At 66.0% G+C, this 21,321-nt stretch carries 16 protein-coding genes and 1 pseudogene; 5 read left to right on the plus strand and 12 right to left on the minus strand.

From position 1 onward, the window contains the following. Positions 1–24: 24 nt before the first annotated feature. Positions 25–2,169: a ferric-rhodotorulic acid/ferric-coprogen receptor FhuE gene (gene fhuE / locus MG068_RS17690; protein ID WP_071229522.1), complete on the plus strand. Its 2,145-nt coding sequence runs from the start codon at positions 25–27 to the stop codon at positions 2,167–2,169. 108 nt (positions 2,170–2,277) lie between these two features. On the opposite strand, the gene MG068_RS17695 is transcribed toward fhuE, so the two are convergent. After that, positions 2,278–5,139: a TonB-dependent receptor gene (locus tag MG068_RS17695; protein WP_132810785.1), complete on the minus strand. Its 2,862-nt coding sequence runs from the start codon at positions 5,137–5,139 to the stop codon at positions 2,278–2,280. 102 nt (positions 5,140–5,241) lie between these two features. On the opposite strand from MG068_RS17695, the gene MG068_RS17700 reads away from it, so the two are divergent. Then, a complete protein-coding gene (locus MG068_RS17700; protein WP_132810786.1) occupies positions 5,242–5,844 on the plus strand; it encodes a hypothetical protein in 603 nt (200 codons plus the stop codon). 9 nt (positions 5,845–5,853) lie between these two features. Here the strand turns inward: MG068_RS17700 and MG068_RS17705 are convergent, their stop codons facing one another. Continuing rightward, on the minus strand, positions 5,854–6,261 hold the full coding sequence (locus MG068_RS17705; protein WP_071229521.1) for an ExbD/TolR family protein: 408 nt from the start codon (positions 6,259–6,261) through the stop codon (positions 5,854–5,856). A gap of 151 nt (positions 6,262–6,412) precedes the next feature. Here MG068_RS17705 and MG068_RS17710 point away from each other — a divergent pair, with 151 nt between their 5' ends. The 3 genes from MG068_RS17710 to MG068_RS17720 all read left to right on the plus strand — a co-directional run bounded on the left by MG068_RS17710 (position 6,413) and on the right by MG068_RS17720 (position 10,021). Next, positions 6,413–8,398 (plus strand): transglycosylase SLT domain-containing protein, encoded by a 1,986-nt coding sequence (locus MG068_RS17710; RefSeq protein ID WP_132811158.1) that lies wholly within the window; start codon positions 6,413–6,415, stop codon positions 8,396–8,398. A gap of 52 nt (positions 8,399–8,450) precedes the next feature. Further along, a complete protein-coding gene (locus tag MG068_RS17715) occupies positions 8,451–8,687 on the plus strand; it encodes a hypothetical protein (RefSeq protein WP_071229519.1) in 237 nt (78 codons plus the stop codon). A 113-nt stretch (positions 8,688–8,800) separates the two neighbouring features. Next, complete coding sequence (locus tag MG068_RS17720) at positions 8,801–10,021, plus strand: multifunctional CCA addition/repair protein (protein ID WP_132810787.1); 1,221 nt, start codon at positions 8,801–8,803, stop codon at positions 10,019–10,021. A 48-nt stretch (positions 10,022–10,069) separates the two neighbouring features. On the opposite strand, the gene MG068_RS17725 is transcribed toward MG068_RS17720, so the two are convergent. The 10 genes and pseudogenes from MG068_RS17725 to MG068_RS17770 form a co-directional block, all read right to left on the minus strand. Continuing rightward, positions 10,070–10,504: an SseB family protein gene (locus MG068_RS17725; RefSeq protein ID WP_005419309.1), complete on the minus strand. Its 435-nt coding sequence runs from the start codon at positions 10,502–10,504 to the stop codon at positions 10,070–10,072. 49 nt (positions 10,505–10,553) lie between these two features. Beyond that, entirely contained in the window at positions 10,554–10,889 is a 336-nt protein-coding gene (locus MG068_RS17730; protein WP_049459009.1) for a hypothetical protein, read from the minus strand. A 3-nt stretch (positions 10,890–10,892) separates the two neighbouring features. Beyond that, the gene (locus MG068_RS17735) at positions 10,893–11,930 is read right to left on the minus strand and encodes a S41 family peptidase (protein WP_049400477.1); all 1,038 of its coding nucleotides are present in this window, start codon (positions 11,928–11,930) and stop codon (positions 10,893–10,895) included. Between the two features lie 186 nt (positions 11,931–12,116). Further along, a pseudogene (locus MG068_RS17740) lies at positions 12,117–12,296 on the minus strand (hypothetical protein); the annotation flags it as partial. Between the two features lie 3 nt (positions 12,297–12,299). Next, complete coding sequence (locus MG068_RS17745; RefSeq protein ID WP_132810789.1) at positions 12,300–13,364, minus strand: S41 family peptidase; 1,065 nt, start codon at positions 13,362–13,364, stop codon at positions 12,300–12,302. Between the two features lie 301 nt (positions 13,365–13,665). Continuing rightward, positions 13,666–16,695: an autotransporter family protein gene (locus MG068_RS17750; protein WP_132810790.1), complete on the minus strand. Its 3,030-nt coding sequence runs from the start codon at positions 16,693–16,695 to the stop codon at positions 13,666–13,668. 299 nt (positions 16,696–16,994) lie between these two features. Further along, positions 16,995–18,062 (minus strand): acyltransferase family protein, encoded by a 1,068-nt coding sequence (locus tag MG068_RS17755; protein WP_132810791.1) that lies wholly within the window; start codon positions 18,060–18,062, stop codon positions 16,995–16,997. After that, a complete protein-coding gene (nagA, locus tag MG068_RS17760) occupies positions 18,062–19,210 on the minus strand; it encodes an N-acetylglucosamine-6-phosphate deacetylase (RefSeq protein WP_071229514.1) in 1,149 nt (382 codons plus the stop codon). Before nagA ends, MG068_RS17755 begins: the two co-directional genes overlap by 1 nt. Continuing rightward, the gene (locus MG068_RS17765) at positions 19,210–20,238 is read right to left on the minus strand and encodes an SIS domain-containing protein (protein WP_107432983.1); all 1,029 of its coding nucleotides are present in this window, start codon (positions 20,236–20,238) and stop codon (positions 19,210–19,212) included. Before MG068_RS17765 ends, nagA begins: the two co-directional genes overlap by 1 nt. A gap of 7 nt (positions 20,239–20,245) precedes the next feature. Next, positions 20,246–21,313, minus strand: a complete 1,068-nt coding sequence (locus MG068_RS17770) for a LacI family DNA-binding transcriptional regulator (protein WP_006391719.1) — start codon at positions 21,311–21,313, stop codon at positions 20,246–20,248. Positions 21,314–21,321: the final 8 nt, after the last annotated feature.

Here is a 21,321-nt window from a genome sequence, read left to right on the forward strand (position 1 = left end):
CGCGCGTGCTCGTCCAGGACCCCCATGACCCGTCCCGCCTTCCGTACCCTGCAGCCGCAGCGGCTGTCCGTTGCCGTGCTTGCCGTTCTCTGCGCCGTGGCCCCGGCCGCCTTCGCCGACACCGCCGCCGATCCGACCACGCTGGACAAGGTGGTGGTCAAGGGCGAACGTGCCGAAGGCTATTCGGTGCGCCGCACCTCGGCCGGTACCCGCTTCGATCTGGCACCGCGCGAGATCCCGCAGTCGGTCAGCATCATCAGCCACCAGCGCATCGAAGATCAGAAGCTGGACGACATCATCGACGTGCTGGCCAACACCACCGGCGTGACCAGCACCCAGTCCGACAGCGAGCGCACCGAGTTCTACGCGCGTGGCTTCTACATCGATGCCTACCAGTTCGATGGCCTGCCGACGCAGATGGTGCAGAACTGGAGCTACGGCGATTCCGGCCTCGATCTTGCGCTGTACGACCGCGTGGAAGTGGTACGCGGCGCTACCGGCCTGCTCAGCGGTGCCGGCAATCCGTCCGCCTCGGTGAACCTCATCCGCAAACACGCCGACAGCGCAGAACTGACCGGCAGCGTCTCGGTGAACGTCGGCAGTTGGGGCCGCACACGCACCACCGTGGACGTGGGCACCGCGCTGAACGCCAGTGGCACGGTGCGCGGCCGGGTGATCGGCAGCTACCTGGACACCGATGGTCAGATGGACCGCTACAACCAGCGCAAGACGCTGGGTTATGCCGTCATCGACGCCGACCTGACCCCGGACACGCAGCTCAGCGTGGGCTACGACTACCAGCAGAAGCGCGCCAACGGCGCGACCTGGGGCGGCTTCCCGATGTGGTACGCCGATGGCAGCCCGACCAACTATCCGACCTCGTTCAATCCGTCGCCGGACTGGACCTACTGGGACACCACCAGCAAGCGTGCGTTCGCCACCCTGCAGCATGCCTTCAGCAACGGCTGGAAGTTCAAGATCGGCGCCACCCACGACCGCACCAAGGCCGACGACAAGCTGTTCTATCCGGCCTACACCGCGTTCAACAAGACCACGGGCGCCGGCATCACGCCGATGGCCGGCTTCTACAACACCGAGCGCAAGGTTGATGGCATCGATGGCTACATCGATGGGCCGTTCCAGCTGTTCGGCCGCGAGCACCAGTTCATGGCCGGCCTGAGCTACAACAAGCGTGAGTTCGCCAACTATGGTGATTTCCAGCCTGACTTCAACGATCCGAATGCACAGTACCTGCCGCTGGCCAGCTACTTCGGCTGGACCGGTGATTTCCCGCAGCCGAACTGGCGACCGCTGAAGCTTGCCAGCCAGGGCACCATCACACAGAAGGCCGGCTATGCCGCCGCACGCCTGTCGCTGGCCGATCCGCTGAAGCTGATCATCGGTGCGCGCTACACCGACTGGAAGAGCGAAGACGAAGGCAACGACCGCTCGCACAAAGTGACCACGCCGTATGCCGGCCTGGTCTACGACATCAACGATACCTACTCCGCTTACGCCAGCTATACCGAGATCTTCCAGCCGCAGACGCTGCGCAACAAGCAGGGCAGCTACCTCGATCCGGTCGATGGCAAGAGCTACGAAGTCGGCGTCAAGGGCGCGTGGTTCGACAACCGGTTGAATGCATCCGTGGCAGTGTTCCGCATCGAGCAGGACAACGTTGGCCAGGCAACCATGGACAAGGTTGACGGGCAGTTGAACGAAACCGCCTACATCGCTGCACGTGGCACCGTCAGCCGTGGCTTCGAGTTCGAAGTGAATGGCGAACTGGCACCGGGCTGGAACGCGACCTTCGGTGCTTCACGTTACGTGGCCAAGGACATCAACGGCGCCGACATCAACACCAACCTGCCGCAGACCGCGCTGAAGCTGTTCACCAGCTACACCCCGCAATCGCTGCAGGAACTGACCGTCGGCGGCGGTGCCAACTGGCAGAACCGCATCTACTACGCTGCGCCGGTAGTGGGCCGTTTCGAACAGGAAGGCTACGCGCTGGTCAGTGCCTTCGTGCGCTACCGCATCTCGCCGGAGTTCAGCGTGCAGGCCAACCTCAACAACCTGCTGGACAAGAAGTACTACTCGCAGATCACCGGTTACGGTGCCTACGGCGACGGCCGCAATGGCTCGCTGACGTTCACCTGGGCGTTCTGATCCAATCGGCCTTGTAGCGTCGAGCCATGCTCGACTCGATCACACGGGGTAGTCGAGCACGGCTCGACACCACAACGGCGCCGGGCTGAGCCCGGCGCCGTCCCTTCATCAGAAACGCAGGTCCGCGCGCAGGTACCAGTAGCGGCCACGCGGGATGTCATAGGTCGAAGCGTCGTAACCGTTCAACGAGCACGACAGGCAGATCGGCGGATCCTTGTCGAACACGTTGTTCAGGCCAGCGGTCAGCTGCAACCCCTTCATCCAGTCGATCTTGTAGCCCACCTGCATGTCATGGAAGGTGGTGGCCGACAGCGTATTGGTGCCTGCGGCCTGGTTGCTGCAGACCGGGAATACAGAGGCGTCACCGCAGTTCTCGGTCAATTCGGAGATATGCCGAACGGTCCAGTTGGCACTCCAGCGGTCCAGCGTCCAGCCGATGCTGGCATTGCTGGTCCATTCCGGAATCGAGCTGTCGGCCACTTCCACGCCCGGCTTCTGCGGCTGCTTCTGGCCCGCCGCACCGGTGGCCTCGTAGCGGCCGACGAACGTGTTCTTCCAGCCCAGCTTGAACTGGCCGATCGAGCTCTGCGGCAACGTCCAGAACAGGTCCACGTCCCAGCCGTCGGTCTTGATCGAGCCGAGGTTGGTCAGGCGGTTGTTGAAGCTGCTGACCGCACCGGTGCTGGCGCGGGTGATGCCATCGCAGTACACCGGATCGAGCGTGTCCACGCACAGGTCCAGCTGGGTCTGCGCGTTGATCGCCTGGATCGCACCATCGATGGCATGGCGGTAGAAGGTCACCTCCACATCGAAGCGCTCCGACCACGACGCATTGTTGCCGAACCACGGGCTCCACACGAAGCCGGCGCTGAAGCTGCGCGAGCGCTCAGGTTCCAGCTCGCGGTTGCCGCCGGTGGTCACCGAGATCTGCGAATTGGCCTGCTGGAAGCCAGCCGGCACACCCAGTGCGGCACAGTTGGCGGCGCTGCCACGCGGCGGCGTGCCGCCCAGGCCCACCGAGCACGGGTCGAACAGCTGCAGGTCGGCGCGCGCGGCCGAGCCGTACAGTTCACCGATCGACGGCGCACGGAAGCCTTCGGCATAGGTCGTGCGCAGCACGAAGTCGTCGGTCACCTGCCAGCGCAAGCCGTACTTGGGCGTGAACTCGCCGCCGAAGGTGGAGTAGTCCGAGTAGCGGCCGGCCAAGCTCAGGTCCAGCTTCTTGCCCAGCGGCGAGTCGGCGAAGATCGGAACGCTCAACTCCAGGTACGCTTCGTTGACGTCATACGAGCCCGAGGTCGGCTGCGACGGCACGCCGTTGTAGTGGCCGATCACCGTCAGCGGATCAGGCTGGTACCAGCCCCTGTACTTGCGGTACTCGTAGCCGCTGGCGAACGACACCGGACCGGCCGGCAGGGTGAACAGGTCGCTGGACAGGTTGGCGGTGAACAGGCTCAGCTCGTTCTGGCTGCGGTCGCGCACCACCGGCTGGATCCACTTCAGCATGTCCGGGGTGATCGAGCCGACGCCGCCGAAGATGTTCAGCGGCACGCAGCCCGGCGTTGCCGCGCACACCGCCGGATCGCCCAGCGCCATGTTGACGTTGTAGATGTTGTAGCTGCCGTAGTTGGTCTGTTCGGCCTTGTTCTTGCTGTACATGCCGTTGACGTCCCAGTACCAGCTGCGGTCAGCCGCCTGGAAGTTGCCGACGAAGCCGGTGGCGAAATACGTGGTGTCCACTTCCTGCTTGAACACGCGCGCGCCGCCTTCTACTGGACGGCGACCGATCAGGCTCAGGTTGTCACCCGAGACCAGGTCGAAGCCGAACGGGTTGTACGGGTTGAGCGCAGACACGGTGATGTTGTCGGCCAGCGGATTGCCGGTGGCGCCATCGGGACCGAAGAACAGCGGCTCCGGGCCGGCCTGGTTGGTCGACTCACGGCGGTTGCCCAGTGCCTTGACGTACCACTGAACGTTGTCGGTGATGTCGAAGCGGAACTGGCCGAACAGGCCCTTACGTTCCGAGGGTGTCAGCACCATGTTGTATTCGGCGAAGTTGAAGCGATCAGCACTGGTGAAGCAGTGATAGTCATCGGTGCGCGCGCAGCCGGCACTGCCGTCGTAGCGCGGGTTGCTCACGCCGGTATTGGGCACGATGTTCTGCACCGCACCGGTGTTCGGGTCGGTGAACATGAAACGGCCCTGCGGAATGCCACCGCTGCCGAAGGCCAGGCCGGTGCCGGGAATCGGGAAGCGCGACTGCTCGCGGTCCTTGGCGAACACCGGATCCTGCTTGGTCCAGCTGGCGCCGAGGAACAGGCTGAAGCGATCACCGCTCTTGCCCCAGGCCAGGTCCACGCCCTTCTGCGTACCGTCGCCCTTGCTGTACTCGCCGTAGTTCAGGGTCACCTGGCCGCCATCGAAGTCGCGGCGGGTGATGATGTTGACCACGCCGGCAATGGCATCGGAGCCGTACAGCGACGACGCGCCATCTTCCAGCACTTCGATGCGCTCGACGATGGCCAGCGGAATGGTGTTGAGGTCGGTGGCCGAGCCCACACCGGAGGCGGACGACTCATTGACCCAGCGGATGCCGTCAACCAGCACCAGCACGCGCTTGGCGCCCAGATGGCGCAGGTCCACCTGCGCCGAGCCAGCACCTACACCACTGCCATCGGGCGGGAAGCCGAAGTTGCCGGACGAATTGAACTTGGCATTGAGCGCGGAACCGGAACCGGTGAGCTGCTGCAGCACTTCGCCGATCGAGGTCAGGCCGGTGCGTTCGATATCACCGCGGGTCAGCGTCTGGATCGGCACCTGGCCTTCGACTTCAGCGCGCTTGATGCGGGTACCGGTGACTTCCACCGCATCGAGGTTGGTGGTGGATTGTGCAGCGGCACCCAACGGTGCCAGGGTCATCACGCACAGCGCGACGGCAACCGCCAAAGGGCGGTGGTGCAGGTGATTCATTCGCTCTCTCTCCAAAGGAATGTCGGGACATGGGCTGCCGCACTCCCTCCCTGCATGGCGGCGCCGTCTCCTTTGTAAACAAGTAGTAAAAATCGCGGCGTGATGATCGACACTCTTTCACGCGGAATTGACGCAATTGCAGGCCGATTGCGTCAGATGGCTGCAGGTTATGACCGGACGATATTGTTCACGACAGGCAGCCTTGATGCCGGCTGCGACAGCGCGCGCCGGGGGCTGCCACATTCATGGAAAAGGTCTTTGCCGGACCGTTTCAGGAATAGTTTGAAATTCCCTCTTTCAGAAGGCGCCGCTAGTCGATCCAGCGCAGACTCGCACCTCCAGCCATTCGCGGGAGGGTCGATCATGAAAGCGGTGAGTGCGGTGCTGGGTGTCACGACGGTGATGACGCTGCTTTTTTCCCTGGCGGGCGAATCGAGAGCAGGCGGCGTGATCGAGTGCAACAACTGCCCCTCTCCCAGCGATGCGGCCTTGGCCTCGGGAGAGGGATTGACGGTTGTGGTGGATTTCGAGAGAGCCGAGTTGACTGCTTTCGACGTTGAACGTGCCCCTGGGACCGGAAGGTGGCGAGCACATCCAACCCCGGTTCCAGCGCAGATTGAAATGGCCTTTCTGCGGATCCTGGATGCGACGCTGTCAGCAGGGGAAGCGCCGCCCATGCGGCAATCACCGCATGAGCGGCAGTGAGACATCGCACTACCGCACGAACGCAATGCGCTCCATGCCGGTCGCCTCGGCTGCGGCCAGAATCCTCGCCATGCCTTCGTATTCGGCCGCCGGATCGGTGGCGATACGCAGCTCCGGCAGGTTGCCGGCATGTTCGCCCGCCTGTGCCTGCAGGCGCGCCTGCAGCTCACTGATCACCATCGGCTGACCATTCCAGCTGAGCTGGTTGGCAGCGTCCAGGCGCAGCTCGATCGGCGGTGGCGGTTCGGGACGGTCGACCACGCGATCGGTGGCCTGTGGCAACTGCACGGCTATCGGCCGGGCCACGATCGGCGCGGTCACGATGAAGATGATCAACAGCACCAGCATCACATCCACCAGTGGCGTGACATTGATGTCCGCCAGCGGGCCGCTTCTTCCTGCGCTACTGAACGCCATGTGCCGCTCCCTGCAGCCGGGCCGATCGCCCAAGCTCGACACTACGTCGCCCGCAGGCTCGCGAGGCAGTGCCTGCAGCACGAGCATTCAGCTGCCGTTGCCGACCCATCGCGTGCACGCAATGCGAAACTGAATTCAGCCATTGCCCGCTATGCTGCCCGCCATGACCCGACGCTCTTCGACCGCCCTGTCCCTGCTGCCCTTGGCCACCACGCTGCTGATCGGCTGCGCCAATGCCCAGTCCCTCGACGCCCAGAACGCACAGCTGAAGGCCGCGATCGCTGCCGCCGAACGCGGCCAGTTCGATCCCGGCCAAGCCGCCGCACTCAGCCGCCATCCTGCATACGGCTGGCTGGAGTACGCCAACCTGCGCCGCAACATCGACACCGTCGATACCGCGCAGGCGCAGGCCTTCCTCAAGCGCTATGACGGCCAGGCCGTGGCCACCACGTTCCGCAGCGTATGGCTGCCCTCGGTCGCACGCCGCCAGGACTGGCCGACCCTGCTCGCCAACTGGGCGCCCACCGACAACGCCGGCCTGCGCTGTGCGCAGCTGACCGCGCGCCAGGTGACCGGTAAGGTCGATCCGCAGTGGATCAACGAAGCGCAGGACCTGTGGCGCAGGAACGGCAAGTCGCTGCCGGACGGCTGTGATGCCGTTTTTGCCGTGCTGCAGGCACAGGGAGGTCTGAGCGACGCCCTGCGCTGGGAACGCATCGACGCTGCCGCCGACGCCCAGCAACCCGCTGTGATGCGCAGCGCCGCACGGGGCCTGCCTGCCACCGACCTGGCGCTGGCCAACAATTACGCCGCCTTTGTCGACAAGCCCAACGCCAGCGCGTTGAACTGGCCGCGCAACGAGCGCAGCCGGCGCATCGCCACCGATGGCCTGGCCAAGCTGGCCAAGGCCGATCCCGGCGCCACCGAACAGCAGCTGCCGCAGTACGCGCAGGCACTGAGCCTGAGTGCCGACCAGCAGAGCCAGGTGCTGTACCAGATCGCACTGTGGACGGTGGCGTCCTACCTGCCCGATTCGGCGCGGCGCCTCAACGCGGTGCCGGAATCGGCGTACGACGAACGCCTGCACGAGTGGCGCGTGCGCGAAGCGATGTCGCGCGGTGACTGGCCGGCGGCGCTGACCGCGATCCGCAAGATGGGCAGCAAGCAGCGCAGCGACCCGCGCTGGCGCTACTTCGAAGGCCGCATGCTGGAGAAGACCGGCCAGGCCCAACAGGCGCAGCCGCTGTTCCGCGAGGCCGCGCGCGCACCGACCTTCCATGGTTTCCTCGCCGCCGACAAACTGCAGCAGGGCTACACGCTGTGCCCGTGGAAGCCGAACGACAGCACGCAGGCACAAGCGGTGATCGCGCGCGACCCAGCCATCCAGCGCGCGATGGCGCTGTACCAGATCGATCGCGCCGGCTGGGCCGTGGCCGAATGGAACAGTGCGCTGTCGCGCTTCGATGACACCCAGCGCCGCCTCGCCGTTCGCGTGGCGCAGGACAATGGCTGGTTCGACCGCGCCGTGTTCGCACTCGGCAAGCAGCCGCAGGAACAGCGCCTGTACGACCTGCGTTTCCCGCTGCACCACGACGCCACCATCCGCCGCGAATCGGCACGCAACGCGATCGATCCGGCCTGGGTGGCGGCAGAGATCCGCGCCGAGAGCACCTTCACCCCGCGCGCGCGCTCGCCTGCCAACGCCATGGGCCTGATGCAGGTGCTGCCGGCCACCGGTGCCGGCGTGGCCAAGTCGATCGGCCTGACCGGCTACGGCGGCGCCGACAGCCTGTACGACCCGGACACCAACATCGCCATCGGTACCGCCTATCTGCGCCAGCTGATGAACAAGTACGACGGTCTGCCGTACGTGACCATCGCCGCCTACAACGCCGGCCCGACCCCGACCGCGCGTTGGCAGGGCCAGCGCCCGGGTTATGACCCGGACCTGTGGATCGAGACCATCAGCTACAAGGAAACCCGCGAGTACGTCGCACGCGTGCTGGCCTTCAGCGTGATCTACGACTGGCGCCTCAATGGTGATGCGCTGCCTCTGAGCGACCGTCTGATGGGCCGCCTGGTGGACAAGCGCAAGAGCTTCAGCTGCGCCGCCAACGCTGACCAGGGCGGCGATTGATTGCAAAGCGGCCGGCACTACCCGGCATCCGTTTCCCGGGGAGGGGAAAGCGATGAGCCTGCTGGCCTGGATCGGGATATTCGCCGCCTGGAGCCTGTTCGCCACCTGGGTATTACGCTGGGGTGGCGCGGCTTGGATGGAAGGCTGGAAGTCGCTGGCCTTCATCGACAGCTGGGGCAGCCTGTGGGACGAATCGCAGATCAAGCTGTACTTCCTCTGCCTGTGGATCGTCTACGGGCTGTGGTTCCTGGCTGGCCTGTTCGTGCCGGAGTGGCGCGGCCTGCCGTGATTCCTCTTCATCGGTAGTGCCGGCCGCTGGCCGGCAACCGCCATTGTCCAAGGGTTGCCGGCCAGCGGCCGGCACTACCGATGCTCATGCACCTACCGTGCGATCATCCCCCCATGAAGATCTATCTTGTCGGCGGCGCCGTGCGCGACCGCCTGCTGCAGCGCCCGGCCGGCGACCGTGACTGGGTCGTCGTCGGCGCCACGCCCCCGCAGATGGAAGCGCAGGGCTTTACTGCGGTGGGCCGCGATTTCCCGGTGTTCCTGCACCCGAAGACCGGCGAGGAGTACGCGCTGGCGCGCACCGAGCGCAAATCCGGCCGTGGCTATCGCGGCTTCGTGGTCGATGCCGATCCGGCGGTCACCCTTGAAGAAGACCTGCAGCGCCGCGACTTCACCATCAATGCGATTGCCTGCGATGAGGAGACCGGCACACTGGTCGATCCTTACGGCGGCGTACGCGATGTTGAACAGCGTGTGCTGCGGCACGTCGGTCCGGCCTTTGTCGAAGATCCGCTGCGCGTGCTGCGTGCGGCGCGCTTCATGGCACGCTTCGCGCCACTGGGCTTCACCGTCGCCGAAGAGACCATGGCGCTGATGCGCGAGGTCGCCGCCAGTGGCGAGCTGGACGCGCTGGTGCCGGAACGCGTCTGGCAGGAACTGCGCAAGGCGCTGGTCAGTGAACGGCCCTCCGCCTTCCTGCGCACGCTGCACGCTGCGCAGGCACTGGGCCCGATCCTGCCCGAGCTGGAAGCGCTGTATGGCGTGCCGCAGCGTGCCGAATTCCATCCGGAAGTCGACACCGGCATCCACCAGGAAATGGTCAGCGACATGGCCGCGAAACTGGCACCGGGTGATGACCTGGTCGGCTTCGCTGCCCTCACCCACGACCTCGGCAAGGGCCTGACCCCGCCGGAGGAATGGCCGCGCCACATCATGCACGAGCAGCGTGGCATCAAGCCGTTGAAGGAACTGTGCGCACGGCTGAGGGTTCCCACCGAGCACCAGCAGCTGGCCGAGGCCGTCTGCCGCGAGCACTTGAACGTGCACCGCATCGACGAACTGCGCGATGCCACCGTGCTGGAACTGCTGGGCCGCTGCGATGCACTACGCCGGCCGGAACGCGTGGCCCGCATCGCGCTGTGCTGCGAGGCCGACAAGCGCGGCCGGCTCGGCTTCGAGGACGCCAACTACCCACAGGGCGAAACGCTCAAGCGCCTGCATCAGGCGGCGCTGTCAGTGCAGGCGCGGGATCTGGATACCACGCATCTGAAGGGCCCGGCCATCGGCGAAGCACTGGCCAAGGCGCGGGTGAAAGCCATCGCCGCCGCCCGCTGAAGCCCTGGTAGTGCCGGCCGCTGGCCGGCACCCAGACAATCCCTGGATTCAGTGCGCCATGCCGCGGGTGATCGCCGCCGCACGCTGCTTTAGCTGGGCCACGGCATCGGGAATCATCTCCATACCCACGTCCAGGCCCGGGTTCAGCACCAGGCCGACGCCGTCGCCGATACCGGCCAGCAGCGCGTGCACCGCGATCGGCATGGCATGCGCAAACTGCGGCAGCTGCTCGTGCCACAGGCCCGCGCGTTCGGGGGCGGTGAACACGGCGAACATCGGCTCGCCGCTCTCGCTGGTCAGCACCAGCGGCGAGATGCTCTCGTCCCAGGCGCCATCTTCGCCGATGGCCTTGTCCAGCAGCACGAACGCCGTCGAGGTCAGCAGGCCGTCGAGGAACTGCGCTGCGGTCAGCGTGCCGTCCTGGGCCTGCAGCAGGCGCACCTCGAGGTCGTTGAGGGGTTCGAACGGGGTGTCGTGGTCCATGGTCGGTTCCGGTACGTGATTGCAGGGCAGACTTTAACAGGCCCGCTCCTCAACCGAGGAATCCATGCCGCCACAGCCAGCCCAGCGCCGCCAGACCGGCCACCACCACCAGCATCAGCGGCAGGCCGAAGCGGTGCCGCCACGGGATCGGCACCCCTCCCAGCTGCTGGTCCATGGTGTCGGTGTCCAGCACCCAGCCGTGCTCGCACCGGGTGCAGGCCAGCTCGTAGCGGCGATGGTAGGTGAGGCCGAACAGCAGGTCGATGCGCGCCATCCTGTAGCGCAGTTGGGGGGCGAACTCGGTTTCCGTCTGGCAGCGCAGGCAGTGGTGGGCTTCGGTCGGGCCGACCACCACCACCCGCTCCTGCTGGCCGATCAGGATCATGGATCAGCGGCCCTGGCAGGCGGGTTGGGCCAGCAGCCAGGCTTGGGCGGCGGCAAGGGTGGCCGCATCGCCTGTCGTCAATTCATCCGGAGTAATCCTGGCACCGGCGCCAGCGCCAGTGCGGTCTTTCATCACCGCGGTCGTCACCGCCAACACACTGCCATCCACCAGGGGCCGCGTATCGTTGCTTGTCGAGAAGCCCGCAGTCGACTGCCCGAAACTCCGCGTCTGTGGGCGCCCCCTGAATGACAGCATCGTCGCTTCGCCAGAGCTGGCGGTATTCGACCCGACCAGAACGGCGACGGGCGCGCCGGGCTGCTTGAGGGAATACCCCGGTCGACCGAATCCCAGCCTGGGACGACCATCGACCTGCACCATGGTCGGCGTCAGACTCCAGCGCCGCGACCCGTGGGCGGTAGCAAACGACCCGACCTCTTCCACGCCTGTCGACGACGTGCGCAGCAACGGCGCAACACCCAGCAGCATCGGCCACATGTTGCCCCCATGGTTGCTGCGCAGATCGACAATCCAGCCACAGCGATCGCCGCTGTCCTTGCCACGGATGACATCCTGCCATTGCAGCGCGCGCTGGATGTCCTGATTGAATTCGTCCTGCCGCGCAGCCCCCGGCGTGGCGGCATAGCCTTCGATGACCACCCAGCCAATGCGTGCATCGACGGCACCAGTCACTTTCGCCTTGGCAACGGCCTCAGCGCCGACCTGCTTCGAGCGCTCCGTGGCTTCACGCTTGCGTGCAAGCGTCATCCAGACACCATGCCCCCCGGTGCTCTCCACGATGATCTCACGCAGGGCGGTATGCAACGCACCCGGGTACGCCTGCAACGACGCCAGTCGCTTACGAGCGGCAGGCCAGTCCACTTTATCGCGGTACAAGGCTTCATGCTCGAGCAGATCCAGGATCTGTACCTGCGCTTCCGGCGAAGGTACTTCGGTGGTGGACGCGATGGCGGCCGTTGCGTTGGCTGCCAGAAGGGTCAGTATCAGCGCGCCATTCCCAGGCACTCCCTTGCACATCTGCATGCGACGTTTCCTTGTCGTTGGGTCAGGTTCACAGCATAACCGTGGCGAATCATGCCGCGCCATTATGCGGATAGCCGTTGTAGAGCCGAGCCCATGCTCGGCTGCATGGGACACGATCAAAGCAGCCGAGCATGGCTCGGCTCTACAGGGTCATGGCGCCGGTGGAATCTGTGCCGACCAAGGTCGACACCTACCAGAGCGGGTCTCGTAGCGGCGATGGTAGGTGAGGCCGAACAGCAGGTCGATGCGCGCCATTTTGTAACGCAGCTGGGGGGCGAACTCGGTTTCCGTCTGGCAGCGCAGGCAGTGGTGGGCTTCGGTCGGGCCGACCACCATCACCCGTTCCTGCTGGCCGATCAGGATCATGGATCAGCGGCCCTGGCAGGCTGGTTGGGCCAGCAGCCAGGCTTGGGCGGCGGCAAGGGTGGCCGGTCCGCTGGGGGTAGCCTGATCCGGCTGCATCCTGCCACCGTCACCCTGGCCGTTACGGTCGGTCATGACGTTGTGGGTCAAGAGCAAGGTGGTACCGTCCACCAGCGTCGTCGGTCGATTGCCGGTAGAAAAGCCCGCGCTCGGCTGACCGAAACTACGACTCCCTGGTTGCCCTCGAAACGCGAGTGCCACTGCTTCGCCGGAGCTGGCAGTGCCTGCCCCCATCACCACCGCCACCGGTGCCGTGCCCGCACGCAGCCGATAGGCGCCCTGTCGTGAACGCAGCATCGATGCGTTGCCTTGCACGACTTCACCTTCCGCCTGCCGCCACCACAGCAATCCATTGGCACTACGGAAAGCACCGATCAACGCTCCCTGCGTATCCGGCGTTCCATGCAGCAATGGCAACAAACCAAACAACATCGGCCACATGTTGCCGCCGCCATTGCTGCTTACATCCACTACCCAGCCGCACCGCATGCCGTCATCCAGGCCAGCGATACGCTCCTGCAACGCCAGCGCGTAGACCTTGCGTGCTTCATAACGTTCCGATCCGCTGCGTTGCAGGTCTTCCACGAAGGGGCTCACCCGCAGCACGCCGATGCGGGGATTGGCGTGTCTGGGGGCAGCGAGGTCGGTCGCCTGAGCGGCATTCACGCGCTGAGCACGTTCGGAGCGCTGACGCTGCTCGCTTGGTGAAAACCAACGGCCGTGGCCTCCGCTGCTGCGTGCGGCGGCCTCATCCAGAACACGGCGCTGTTGCGCGCGGTCATCGCCTGCGGCGGTCAGGCGCGCGCGCACGTCGTTCCAATCGACGCGGCCACGGTACAAGGACTGTGTTTCCAACAATTGCAGCATCTGCTCACGCGCTTCGGGCGACGGCAGCTCCACTGTTTCCTCTGCAACAGCGGCCGCAGATGAAAGCAGCAGCGTGGCGAGCATGGCGGCACGAACATTCCTTGGGTCCAGCATCGACGACTCCTTGTCATGTATCGAAGCCATAGGATAGCCGTGGCGGGATCGATCTCGCCACGCACCGTTGTTCTATAGAGCCGAGCCCATGCTCGGCTCTGTGGGATTGGACCGAAGCAGCCGAGCATGGCTCGGCTCTACAGGGTCATGGCAGCGGAGAGAGTCGTGCCGACCAAGGTCGGCACCTACCAGAGCAAGGTCATGGCGCCGGTGGAATCCGTGCCGACCAAGGTCGGCACCTACCAGAGCAGGGTCATGGCGCCGGTGGAATCTGTGCCGACCAAGGTCGACACCCACCAGAGCGGGTCATGCCGCCGGGCATGGCCCGGCGCTACCAGTCCGCGCGCAGGCCGATGTTGCCTTCGATGATGCGGCGCTTCTCGTTGCGGTTGCCGCCCAGTTCGCGCGTGTAGTCGGCCACGGCATAGGCGCTGATGGTGCGGTTGAAGCGCCCGACCACACCTACGCCGGCTTCCAGTGCACGCGAGCGCTGCGAATTGATGATCGTGTCGTTGTCGAAGCTGACGCGGTCCTCGCCGGAACGGCCATGCCAGTAGTTGAGCTTGAAGTACGGTTGCCAGCCGTTGTCGGCCAACTGGTAGTCGCCGGCCAGGCGCAGGCCGATGCGGCCGGTCCAGGCATTGTCGTTGTCGAAACGCACGCTGGATACTTCATCGCGGCGGTCGTCCAGCGCGGTGCGCTGCCAGATCACCTGTACCTGCGGTTCCAGCCACCATACGGACTGACCGAGGTGCAGCAGCGGCTTGCCCGCCTCCACCGACACGCTGGTGCCATCGCCCTTGATCCCGAAGCCTAGCCCACGCGAGGAGCGTACGCGGCCGTCGTAACGGCTCTGCATCGCCACGGCGTCGATGTAGCCACCGCTGCTGTCGGTGAACGTCCAGTACAGGCCCACGTGCTTGTCGTCCAGGCGGTTCTGCCCCACGTGCACGTTCTCCCAGCCCAGTGCCAGGCCGGTGGTCTTGCCCTGCGCGCGGGTGCGGCCGACGAACACGCCGATCTGGTTGCGATGGTTGTCATTGGCCGTGGCCCACACATCGAGGCCGGCCTGTAGGCCCATCACATCGCCATCAAAGCCGGGCTTCGCATCACCCTTCCATTGGATCTCGCTGCTCTGCCCCACCAACCGGCCCCACGCGGTGCGGAATGCGCCCTGGTTGTACAGCAGGCGTTGTTCGCCCTGCCGCTCATGGAACGTGCCGAGGCTGGCCAGCGAGGTCTCGCGCAGCAGCGGCGGCACCACGGCGTAGGTGGCGGTTTCCACGCGGTACAGCGGCACCACTGCGCCCTCGGCGGGGCGTGCACCCGGCGTCGGCGGCGCACCGGTACCGGGCAGGCTGCCACCCGCCACCGGTACGTCCGGCACCGCCGGATCACTGGGCGGCGCCACCGGCACGGGTTCCGGCGGCGGTGGTGGCGGCGCGGTCTCGCCTGCGGTCAGATCCGGATCGGTGGCACCTTCGGGCGGCGGTGGCGGTGCCGGAGTGATCGGTGGTGGGGGTGCGACGGGTGGCGTCGGCGGCGGCGGTACGCCATTGATACCGCTTCCGTTGGGCGCCGGTGCCGGGCCGGCCACCACGGTCGAGCGCAGGTACCAGTTTTCGCTGGTACCGGCACTGACACCGCCCTTGAACAGGAAGTACTCGTAGGCACCGGCCGCAACCGGTGCGAACAGCGAAAACGCGCCCGGCGCGGTGCGACCACCATTCAGGGCCTGCACCACCAGGATGCCATCGGCCAACGTGGCCGCTCCACTGCCTCCAGCATTAATGACGCCGATGCCGGTCGTGCCGGTGGCGACACCGCCATCGATCACCAGTCGATCGCTGGCGGAATTGTCCGCACCCAGCACGGTACGCAGGTACAGGCCGCCACCGTCACCGCGGTAGTTGCCACGCACGGTGAACACGTCGCCAGCGCCGGTACCGGTCAGGTCGATGCGCCCGGCATTGACCATCTCCACCAGTGTGCCACTGTTGAACGGACGGACGGCATAGCCGCCACTGCCCGCGTAGACAGTGCTGGTGTCATCCACCGTGAGCGTGCCGGTGCCGGTTCCGCTGTCACCCAGCACCAGATCACCATCGAAGGTCAGCTCGGTGCTGTTGGCCAGGCTGATTGTCTCCCAGTTCTGGAAGCGTCCCACGCCCGCAGCCTTGACGTTGTTGAAGTTGAGCTGATCGATGCCACTGCCACCGTCGAACAGCGGCACTGCACCAAGGTTGCCCTGGTTGAGGTTGCTGAGGTTGGCCACGTCGTTGTCCGGCCCCATGTCGATCGCGCCGTAGACGATGCCGCCGCCGTTCCAGTTGAAAGTGTCGTTGCCGGTGCTGAGCAGTACCTGGCCGCGCACGGTGCCATCGGTGATGGTCACGCTGTCGGCACCACCACTGACACTGATGTTGCCGCCGATGTAGGCCGTACCCGAGATGATGATGGTGTCGGTGTCGAAGCCGGTGACCACGTTGCCCTCAACGATGCCGCCGGACTGATCCCACAGATTCTTGTCCAGCTTCATGTTGACGCGGCCGATGCGGCCAGCGGTCATCCAGGCCTGGTCGCCATCCTCGAACGCACCGACGATGCGGCCACCGCTCATGCGGAAGGTATCGATGTTGTCGCCCTGCTGCAGCGCGCCGATCGTGCCGCCACTCATGACGAAATCATCGCGGCCACTGCCCTGCACCACCACGCCGGTGACGGTGCCGCCGGTGACAGTCATCTGGTCATCGCCACCGCCCTGGTCGACGCTGTCGATCGTGCCGTCACTGAGCAGCAGCACATCGTTTCCATCGCCCTGCAGTACGCCTCCGGTGATGCTGCCGGCCTGCATCTCGAGGCGATCGTTGCCCGCATCGAACTGCACGCCGGTCTGACCACTGATCGTTCCCCGATTGACCAGCACGCTGTCGCCTGCGCCGATGAACTGCAGGGCAATGTTGTTGCCGGTGCTGATGCTGCCGCGGCTGTCGACGCGGCTGCCGCCCCCAAGCTGCACGGCCGCACCGCCCACCGAACTGATCGTGCCCTGGTTTGACAGCAGGTGACCACCGGCACCGACCAGCACGAGGGCCGATCCACCACCACTCTGCTGCAACTGGGCACCATTGCCGACGTTGACGGTGATTCCGGCCGCGCCACTGGCGGCAACGGGAACGGTCTGCGGATTCGGTGCGTTGGCATCACAGGTGACGGTCTGGCCGGCGGTCGGTGCCGGGTTGTTGCAGCCCGCCCAGGCGACGCTGGCGGTCGTCAGAAGCAGGGACGGAACGGCGAGGGCCTGCAACACGGAAACAGCAAGGCGGCGCGGGCGGAACGCACGCGGAACGGCACGGGACATGGGGCACTCCTGGACGGGAAATCAGGAACTGCGTATGTGCGGCACTGCGCTTGCAGTCTGCCGTGTGGTGAACCGTTTCGACAGGTAAACTTGCGTGCGGAGAATCACAGTTCAGATGTGAAATCGCCCGGCCCTCATGCCAATGTGATGTGGCTGAAATCGTTCATTTTTTCGGCAGGTGGGAATCAAGCGCAAAGCATCCACGCATGGCGTGGATCTACTGACCCTGCATCGCCAATCGATTCACTCATGGCACCTGGTAGATCCACGCCATGCGTGGATGCCGTTGGCGGATGGGGTCAGATCTTCAGATAGATCTTCCGCCGGTCCAGCCACCACGCCACGCCCCACCACAGTGCGACGAACACCAGCGCCTGCAGCATCGACGCCAGTTCAAGCGCCTGCGGCATCGCGGTGGCAAGCTGCTGCCAGATCCAGCCCCAGGCGCCGGTCGCCATCAACACCACCGACATCACCGATGCGCCCAGATAGACGGTGATTGCATTGACCCCGAAGCGCCGGCCCAGCGCGGGCCAGCCCTTCTGGTCGATCAGCACGTGGCCCAGCCACAGCGCCAGCGCCGCAAGACCGCCCGTCCACAGCACGTAACTGGGCGTCCACAGCTGTTTGTTCAGCGGCAACACGATGGCCAGCAACAGGCCGAGCACAGCGGTCGCCACGCCCAGCCCGGCCAATGCCGCCGAACGCCGGTTGCGCAGCAGGCCACCGGCCAACAGTCCGAGCACGGTACTGGCCAGCGCCCCCAGCGTGCTCAGCAATCCTTCCGGGTCATGGCCCAGCCCGGTATCGGCATGCCACTGGTAGATCCACGGTGCGAACAGCGTGGTATCCAGACGACTGGCCGGATTGGTCCACGGCGCCAGATCGCCGACGCCCAGCAGCAGTACGGTATACCCCACCAGCAGACTGACCAGTACGGCCGCCTGTGCGCGCGGACGCGCATACACCGCCAGTACGCCCACCAGCGCCGCGCATACCGCGATCCTCTGCAGTACGCCCCATATGCGGAAGTGATGGGTATCCAGCGCCCACCAGATCAGCAGGTGCAGCAGCGCACCGGCCACCAGGATGCGCAGTGCGCGCTCCAGAACGCCGCGCGCCAGCGCGGGTCGTAAGGCCACGTCCAGCGCGCGTGGCGCCACGCTGAAGGCCATCGACACGCCGACCAGGAACAGGAAGAACGGGAACACCAGGTCGGTGGGCGTGCAGCCATGCCATTCCGAATGACGCAGCGGCGCGAACACCGCGCTCCAGTCACCCGGGTTGTTGACCAGCAGCATTGCCGCCACGGTGATGCCGCGCAGGGCATCGATCGAGCCCAAGCGGCGCGGCGGCATACTGTTCATCAAGCGGCCTCGTATTGTCCGGCAATCCAGGTGCCACGCACCTGCAGGGCGTCATCCAGCAGGACCAGGTCGGCCTGGTAACCCTCGGCGATATGGCCCAGGCGGTCGTCGACATTGAGGAACTGTGCCGGATAGGTCGAGGCCATCCGCGCGGCTTCGGCCAGTGGCTGGCCGAGCAGCTGCACGGTGTTGCGCACCGCGGTGGCCATGTCCAGCGCCGAGCCCGCCAGCGAACCGGCGGCATTGCGCACCACGCCATCGATGGCGGTGATGGTTTCGCCGTACAGCACGTAACTGGGATCGTCGGCGCCAACCGGCGGCATCGCATCGGTGACCAGCAGCAGGCGACCACGCGGTTTGGCTGCCAGCGCCACGCGCAGGCTGGCCGGATGCACATGCACGCCATCGACGATGATGCCGATCCAGCTGTCGCGGTCTTCCAGCGCAGCGCCCACCGCGCCGGGCTCACGGCCCTGCAGCGGCGACATCGCGTTGTACAGGTGGGTGAAGCCACGCACGCCTGCATCCAGACCGGCGCGGATCTCTTCGTAGGTGCCTGCGGTATGCCCAGCGGCAACGACCACGCCGCGCTCGACCAGCGCGCGAATGGTCTCCAGCGGCACGCGTTCCGGTGCCAGCGTCAGCAGGGTCACGCCGTTGTCCAGCGATGCGGCCAGCGCGATCTCTGCTTCGTCGGGCACACGGAACTTGCTGGCATCGTGCGTACCCTTGCGGGCCGGCGCGATGTACGGTCCTTCCAGATGGATGCCGATCACGCCTGGCACACCCTGCGCGATCGCCTCGCGCATCGCATCGATGGCTTCACGCATCACGCCCACGTCGTCGCTGATCAGCGTCGGCAGCATCGCGGTGGTACCGAAGCGGCGGTGCGCCTGCGCGATGGTGCGCAGTGCCGCCACGTCCGGCGTGTTGTTGAACAGCGCGCCGCCGCCACCATTGACCTGCACATCGATGAAACCGGGCAGCAGCCAGCCACCGCCCAGATCAACCTGCTCGGCGGCCTGGCCCAGCTGCGGCGCTGCATCGGGCAGCAGCGCGCTGATGCGGCCGTGCTCGATCACCACCGCCAGATCATCGCGGAATTCGTCGCCTGCCAGGATGCGGGCATTGCGCAGGACCGTGGCCATCACACCGTCTCCGTGACCTTGTTCAGGTGCGGCGGCAGATCCGGGTTGAAGCCACGACGCAGCGCCAGCGCGTTGATGGCGCGGTAGAAGGTCTGCACGGTCAGCAGCGGTGCGCACAGCGGATGCGGCGCGGCCGCTACCGGCAGGTTGCCACCGGCACCGGCCATCCACACCTGTGCACCGCGCGCGGTGAATTCTTCGACGACGGCACGGGTGCCGGCGCCGGTTTCATCAGGCTGGGCAAAGGCCAGCACCGGGAAACCGCGGTCGACCAGCGCCATCGGGCCATGCTTGACCTCGGCCGAGCTGTAGGCTTCGGCATGCAGGCTGCAGGTTTCCTTGAACTTCAATGCAGCTTCCTGCGCAGCGCCGAGGCCCAACCCGCGCCCCAACACGAACAGATTGGTCGCCTCGACCAGGCCCTCGGTCACCGGCGTCCAGTCGCACTGCCAGGCCTCGCGCATCGCGTCCGGCAGCAGGTCCAGCGCCGCACGCAGGCTTGCGTCCTGCTTCCAGTAGGCAGCCAGCTGCAGCAGCGCAGCCAGCGACGCCAGGTAGCTCTTGGTCGCCGCCACACTCTTCTCGGCACCGGCGTGCAGCGGAATGACCGTATCGGCCAGCTGCGCCAGCGGCGAATCCTCGACGTTGACCAGTGCGATCACGCGCGCGCCGGCGGCCTTGGCAGCTTCCGCGTTGCGCAGCAGGTCCGGGCTCTTGCCCGACTGCGAGATGACGATGAACAGCGCGCCACGCAGCTGCAGCGGTGCGGCATAGACCGAACCCACCGACGGCGAAGCCGATGCGACCACCAGGCCCAGCTGGGTTTCCAGCAGGTACTTGCCATAGGTGGCGGCATGGTCGGAGCTGCCGCGTGCGCAGGTGACCACGAACGGCGGCGGCGCCGCACGCAGGCTGGCGGCCAGGGTTTCCATGGTGGCGTGGTTGCGCGAGAACTGGCGCGCGACCACGTCGGCCGCTTCAGCGGCTTCGGCGAACATCAGGGTGGACGTGGGGTCTGACAGCGACATGGCAGGCTCAGGCAGGATCGGAAGGAAGGGGGCGTGCGCCGGCCGGGCGCATCGGCGCGGTCGAACCGCGCACCACCAGCTGCGGCACGAAGCCCTGGTTGTGCAGCGGTGCCGGCGCATCGTCATAGGCGTCGCTGCGCAGCTGTGCGATCAGCAGGCGCGCGGCATGGCGGGCGATGTCTTCGGTGGCCTGCTTGGCGGTGGTCAGCGGCGGCCACGACTGGCGCGAGAACGGGCTGTCCTCGAAACCGGCGATGGACAGGTCATACGGCACGTTCATGCCCGCCGACTTCGCGGCGGCCAGCACACCGGCGGCGATTTCGTCGTTGGAACCGAAGATGGCCGTGGGCGGCTCGCGCAGCGCCAGCAGGCGGCGTGCGCCCCGGAAACCATCGTCGAAGGTGTAGTCGCCCTGCACCACCAGGTGCTTGTCCACGGTCATGCCGTAGTCCTTCAGTGCGGCTTCGTAACCGGCATAGCGCTCGCCCGATGAGCGGTGCGAGATGCCGCCCCAGAGGAAGCCGATGCGCTGGTGACCCAGCTGGATCAGGTGCTCGGTGATCTCGTAGGCGGCCTCGCGGTCGTCGACGAACACGCAGGCGCCGTCGGCCGGGTCTTCGGTGGCGGCAATGATGCGCACCAGCTTGATGCCGCGCGCGGTCAGTGCCTGGATCAGGTCGCGGCGCTCGGACATCGGTGCGGTCAGCACCAACCCGGCCAGGCGCGAACGCTGCACCCAGTCGGCCAGCTCATCGGCCAGCAGCGGCGAGCTGGAATCGCAGGGATGGATCTGCAGGCCGAAACCGGTCTCGCGGCACGCGGCCAGTACGCCGTTCTGCACGCCGATGATGTGGTACGGGTTCGGGTTGTCGTAGACCAGCCCGATCACGAAGGTGGTGCCGCTGCGCAGGTTGCGCGCGGATGGATCGGGTTCGTAATCGAGTTCAGCGATGGCACGCAGCACCCGCGCACGGGTGGCCTGCATCACCGAAGGCTCGTTGTTGATCACCCGCGAGACCGTCTTCAGCGAGACCTTGGCCTTTTCCGCAACGTCCTTGATGGTCGCTCTGCGCATGGGTTTTC

The organism is Stenotrophomonas sp. ASS1 (genome assembly GCF_004346925.1).
Taxonomy (GTDB): Bacteria; Pseudomonadota; Gammaproteobacteria; order Xanthomonadales; family Xanthomonadaceae; genus Stenotrophomonas; species Stenotrophomonas maltophilia_A.

Bases quoted from the DNA above. Each gene is read 5' to 3' on its own strand.
- fhuE (WP_071229522.1), top strand. From the start codon at position 25: ATGACCCGTCCCGCCTTCCGTACCCTGCAGCCGCAGCGGCTGTCCGTT.
- MG068_RS17695 (WP_132810785.1), bottom strand. From the start codon at position 5,139: ATGAATCACCTGCACCACCGCCCTTTGGCGGTTGCCGTCGCGCTGTGC.
- MG068_RS17700 (WP_132810786.1), top strand. From the start codon at position 5,242: ATGATCGACACTCTTTCACGCGGAATTGACGCAATTGCAGGCCGATTG.
- MG068_RS17705 (WP_071229521.1), bottom strand. From the start codon at position 6,261: ATGGCGTTCAGTAGCGCAGGAAGAAGCGGCCCGCTGGCGGACATCAAT.
- MG068_RS17710 (WP_132811158.1), top strand. From the start codon at position 6,413: ATGCTGCCCGCCATGACCCGACGCTCTTCGACCGCCCTGTCCCTGCTG.
- MG068_RS17715 (WP_071229519.1), top strand. From the start codon at position 8,451: ATGAGCCTGCTGGCCTGGATCGGGATATTCGCCGCCTGGAGCCTGTTC.
- MG068_RS17720 (WP_132810787.1), top strand. From the start codon at position 8,801: ATGAAGATCTATCTTGTCGGCGGCGCCGTGCGCGACCGCCTGCTGCAG.
- MG068_RS17725 (WP_005419309.1), bottom strand. From the start codon at position 10,504: ATGGACCACGACACCCCGTTCGAACCCCTCAACGACCTCGAGGTGCGC.
- MG068_RS17730 (WP_049459009.1), bottom strand. From the start codon at position 10,889: ATGATCCTGATCGGCCAGCAGGAGCGGGTGGTGGTGGTCGGCCCGACC.
- MG068_RS17735 (WP_049400477.1), bottom strand. From the start codon at position 11,930: ATGCAGATGTGCAAGGGAGTGCCTGGGAATGGCGCGCTGATACTGACC.
- MG068_RS17745 (WP_132810789.1), bottom strand. From the start codon at position 13,364: ATGGCTTCGATACATGACAAGGAGTCGTCGATGCTGGACCCAAGGAAT.
- MG068_RS17750 (WP_132810790.1), bottom strand. From the start codon at position 16,695: ATGTCCCGTGCCGTTCCGCGTGCGTTCCGCCCGCGCCGCCTTGCTGTT.
- MG068_RS17755 (WP_132810791.1), bottom strand. From the start codon at position 18,062: ATGAACAGTATGCCGCCGCGCCGCTTGGGCTCGATCGATGCCCTGCGC.
- nagA (WP_071229514.1), bottom strand. From the start codon at position 19,210: ATGGCCACGGTCCTGCGCAATGCCCGCATCCTGGCAGGCGACGAATTC.
- MG068_RS17765 (WP_107432983.1), bottom strand. From the start codon at position 20,238: ATGTCGCTGTCAGACCCCACGTCCACCCTGATGTTCGCCGAAGCCGCT.
- MG068_RS17770 (WP_006391719.1), bottom strand. From the start codon at position 21,313: ATGCGCAGAGCGACCATCAAGGACGTTGCGGAAAAGGCCAAGGTCTCG.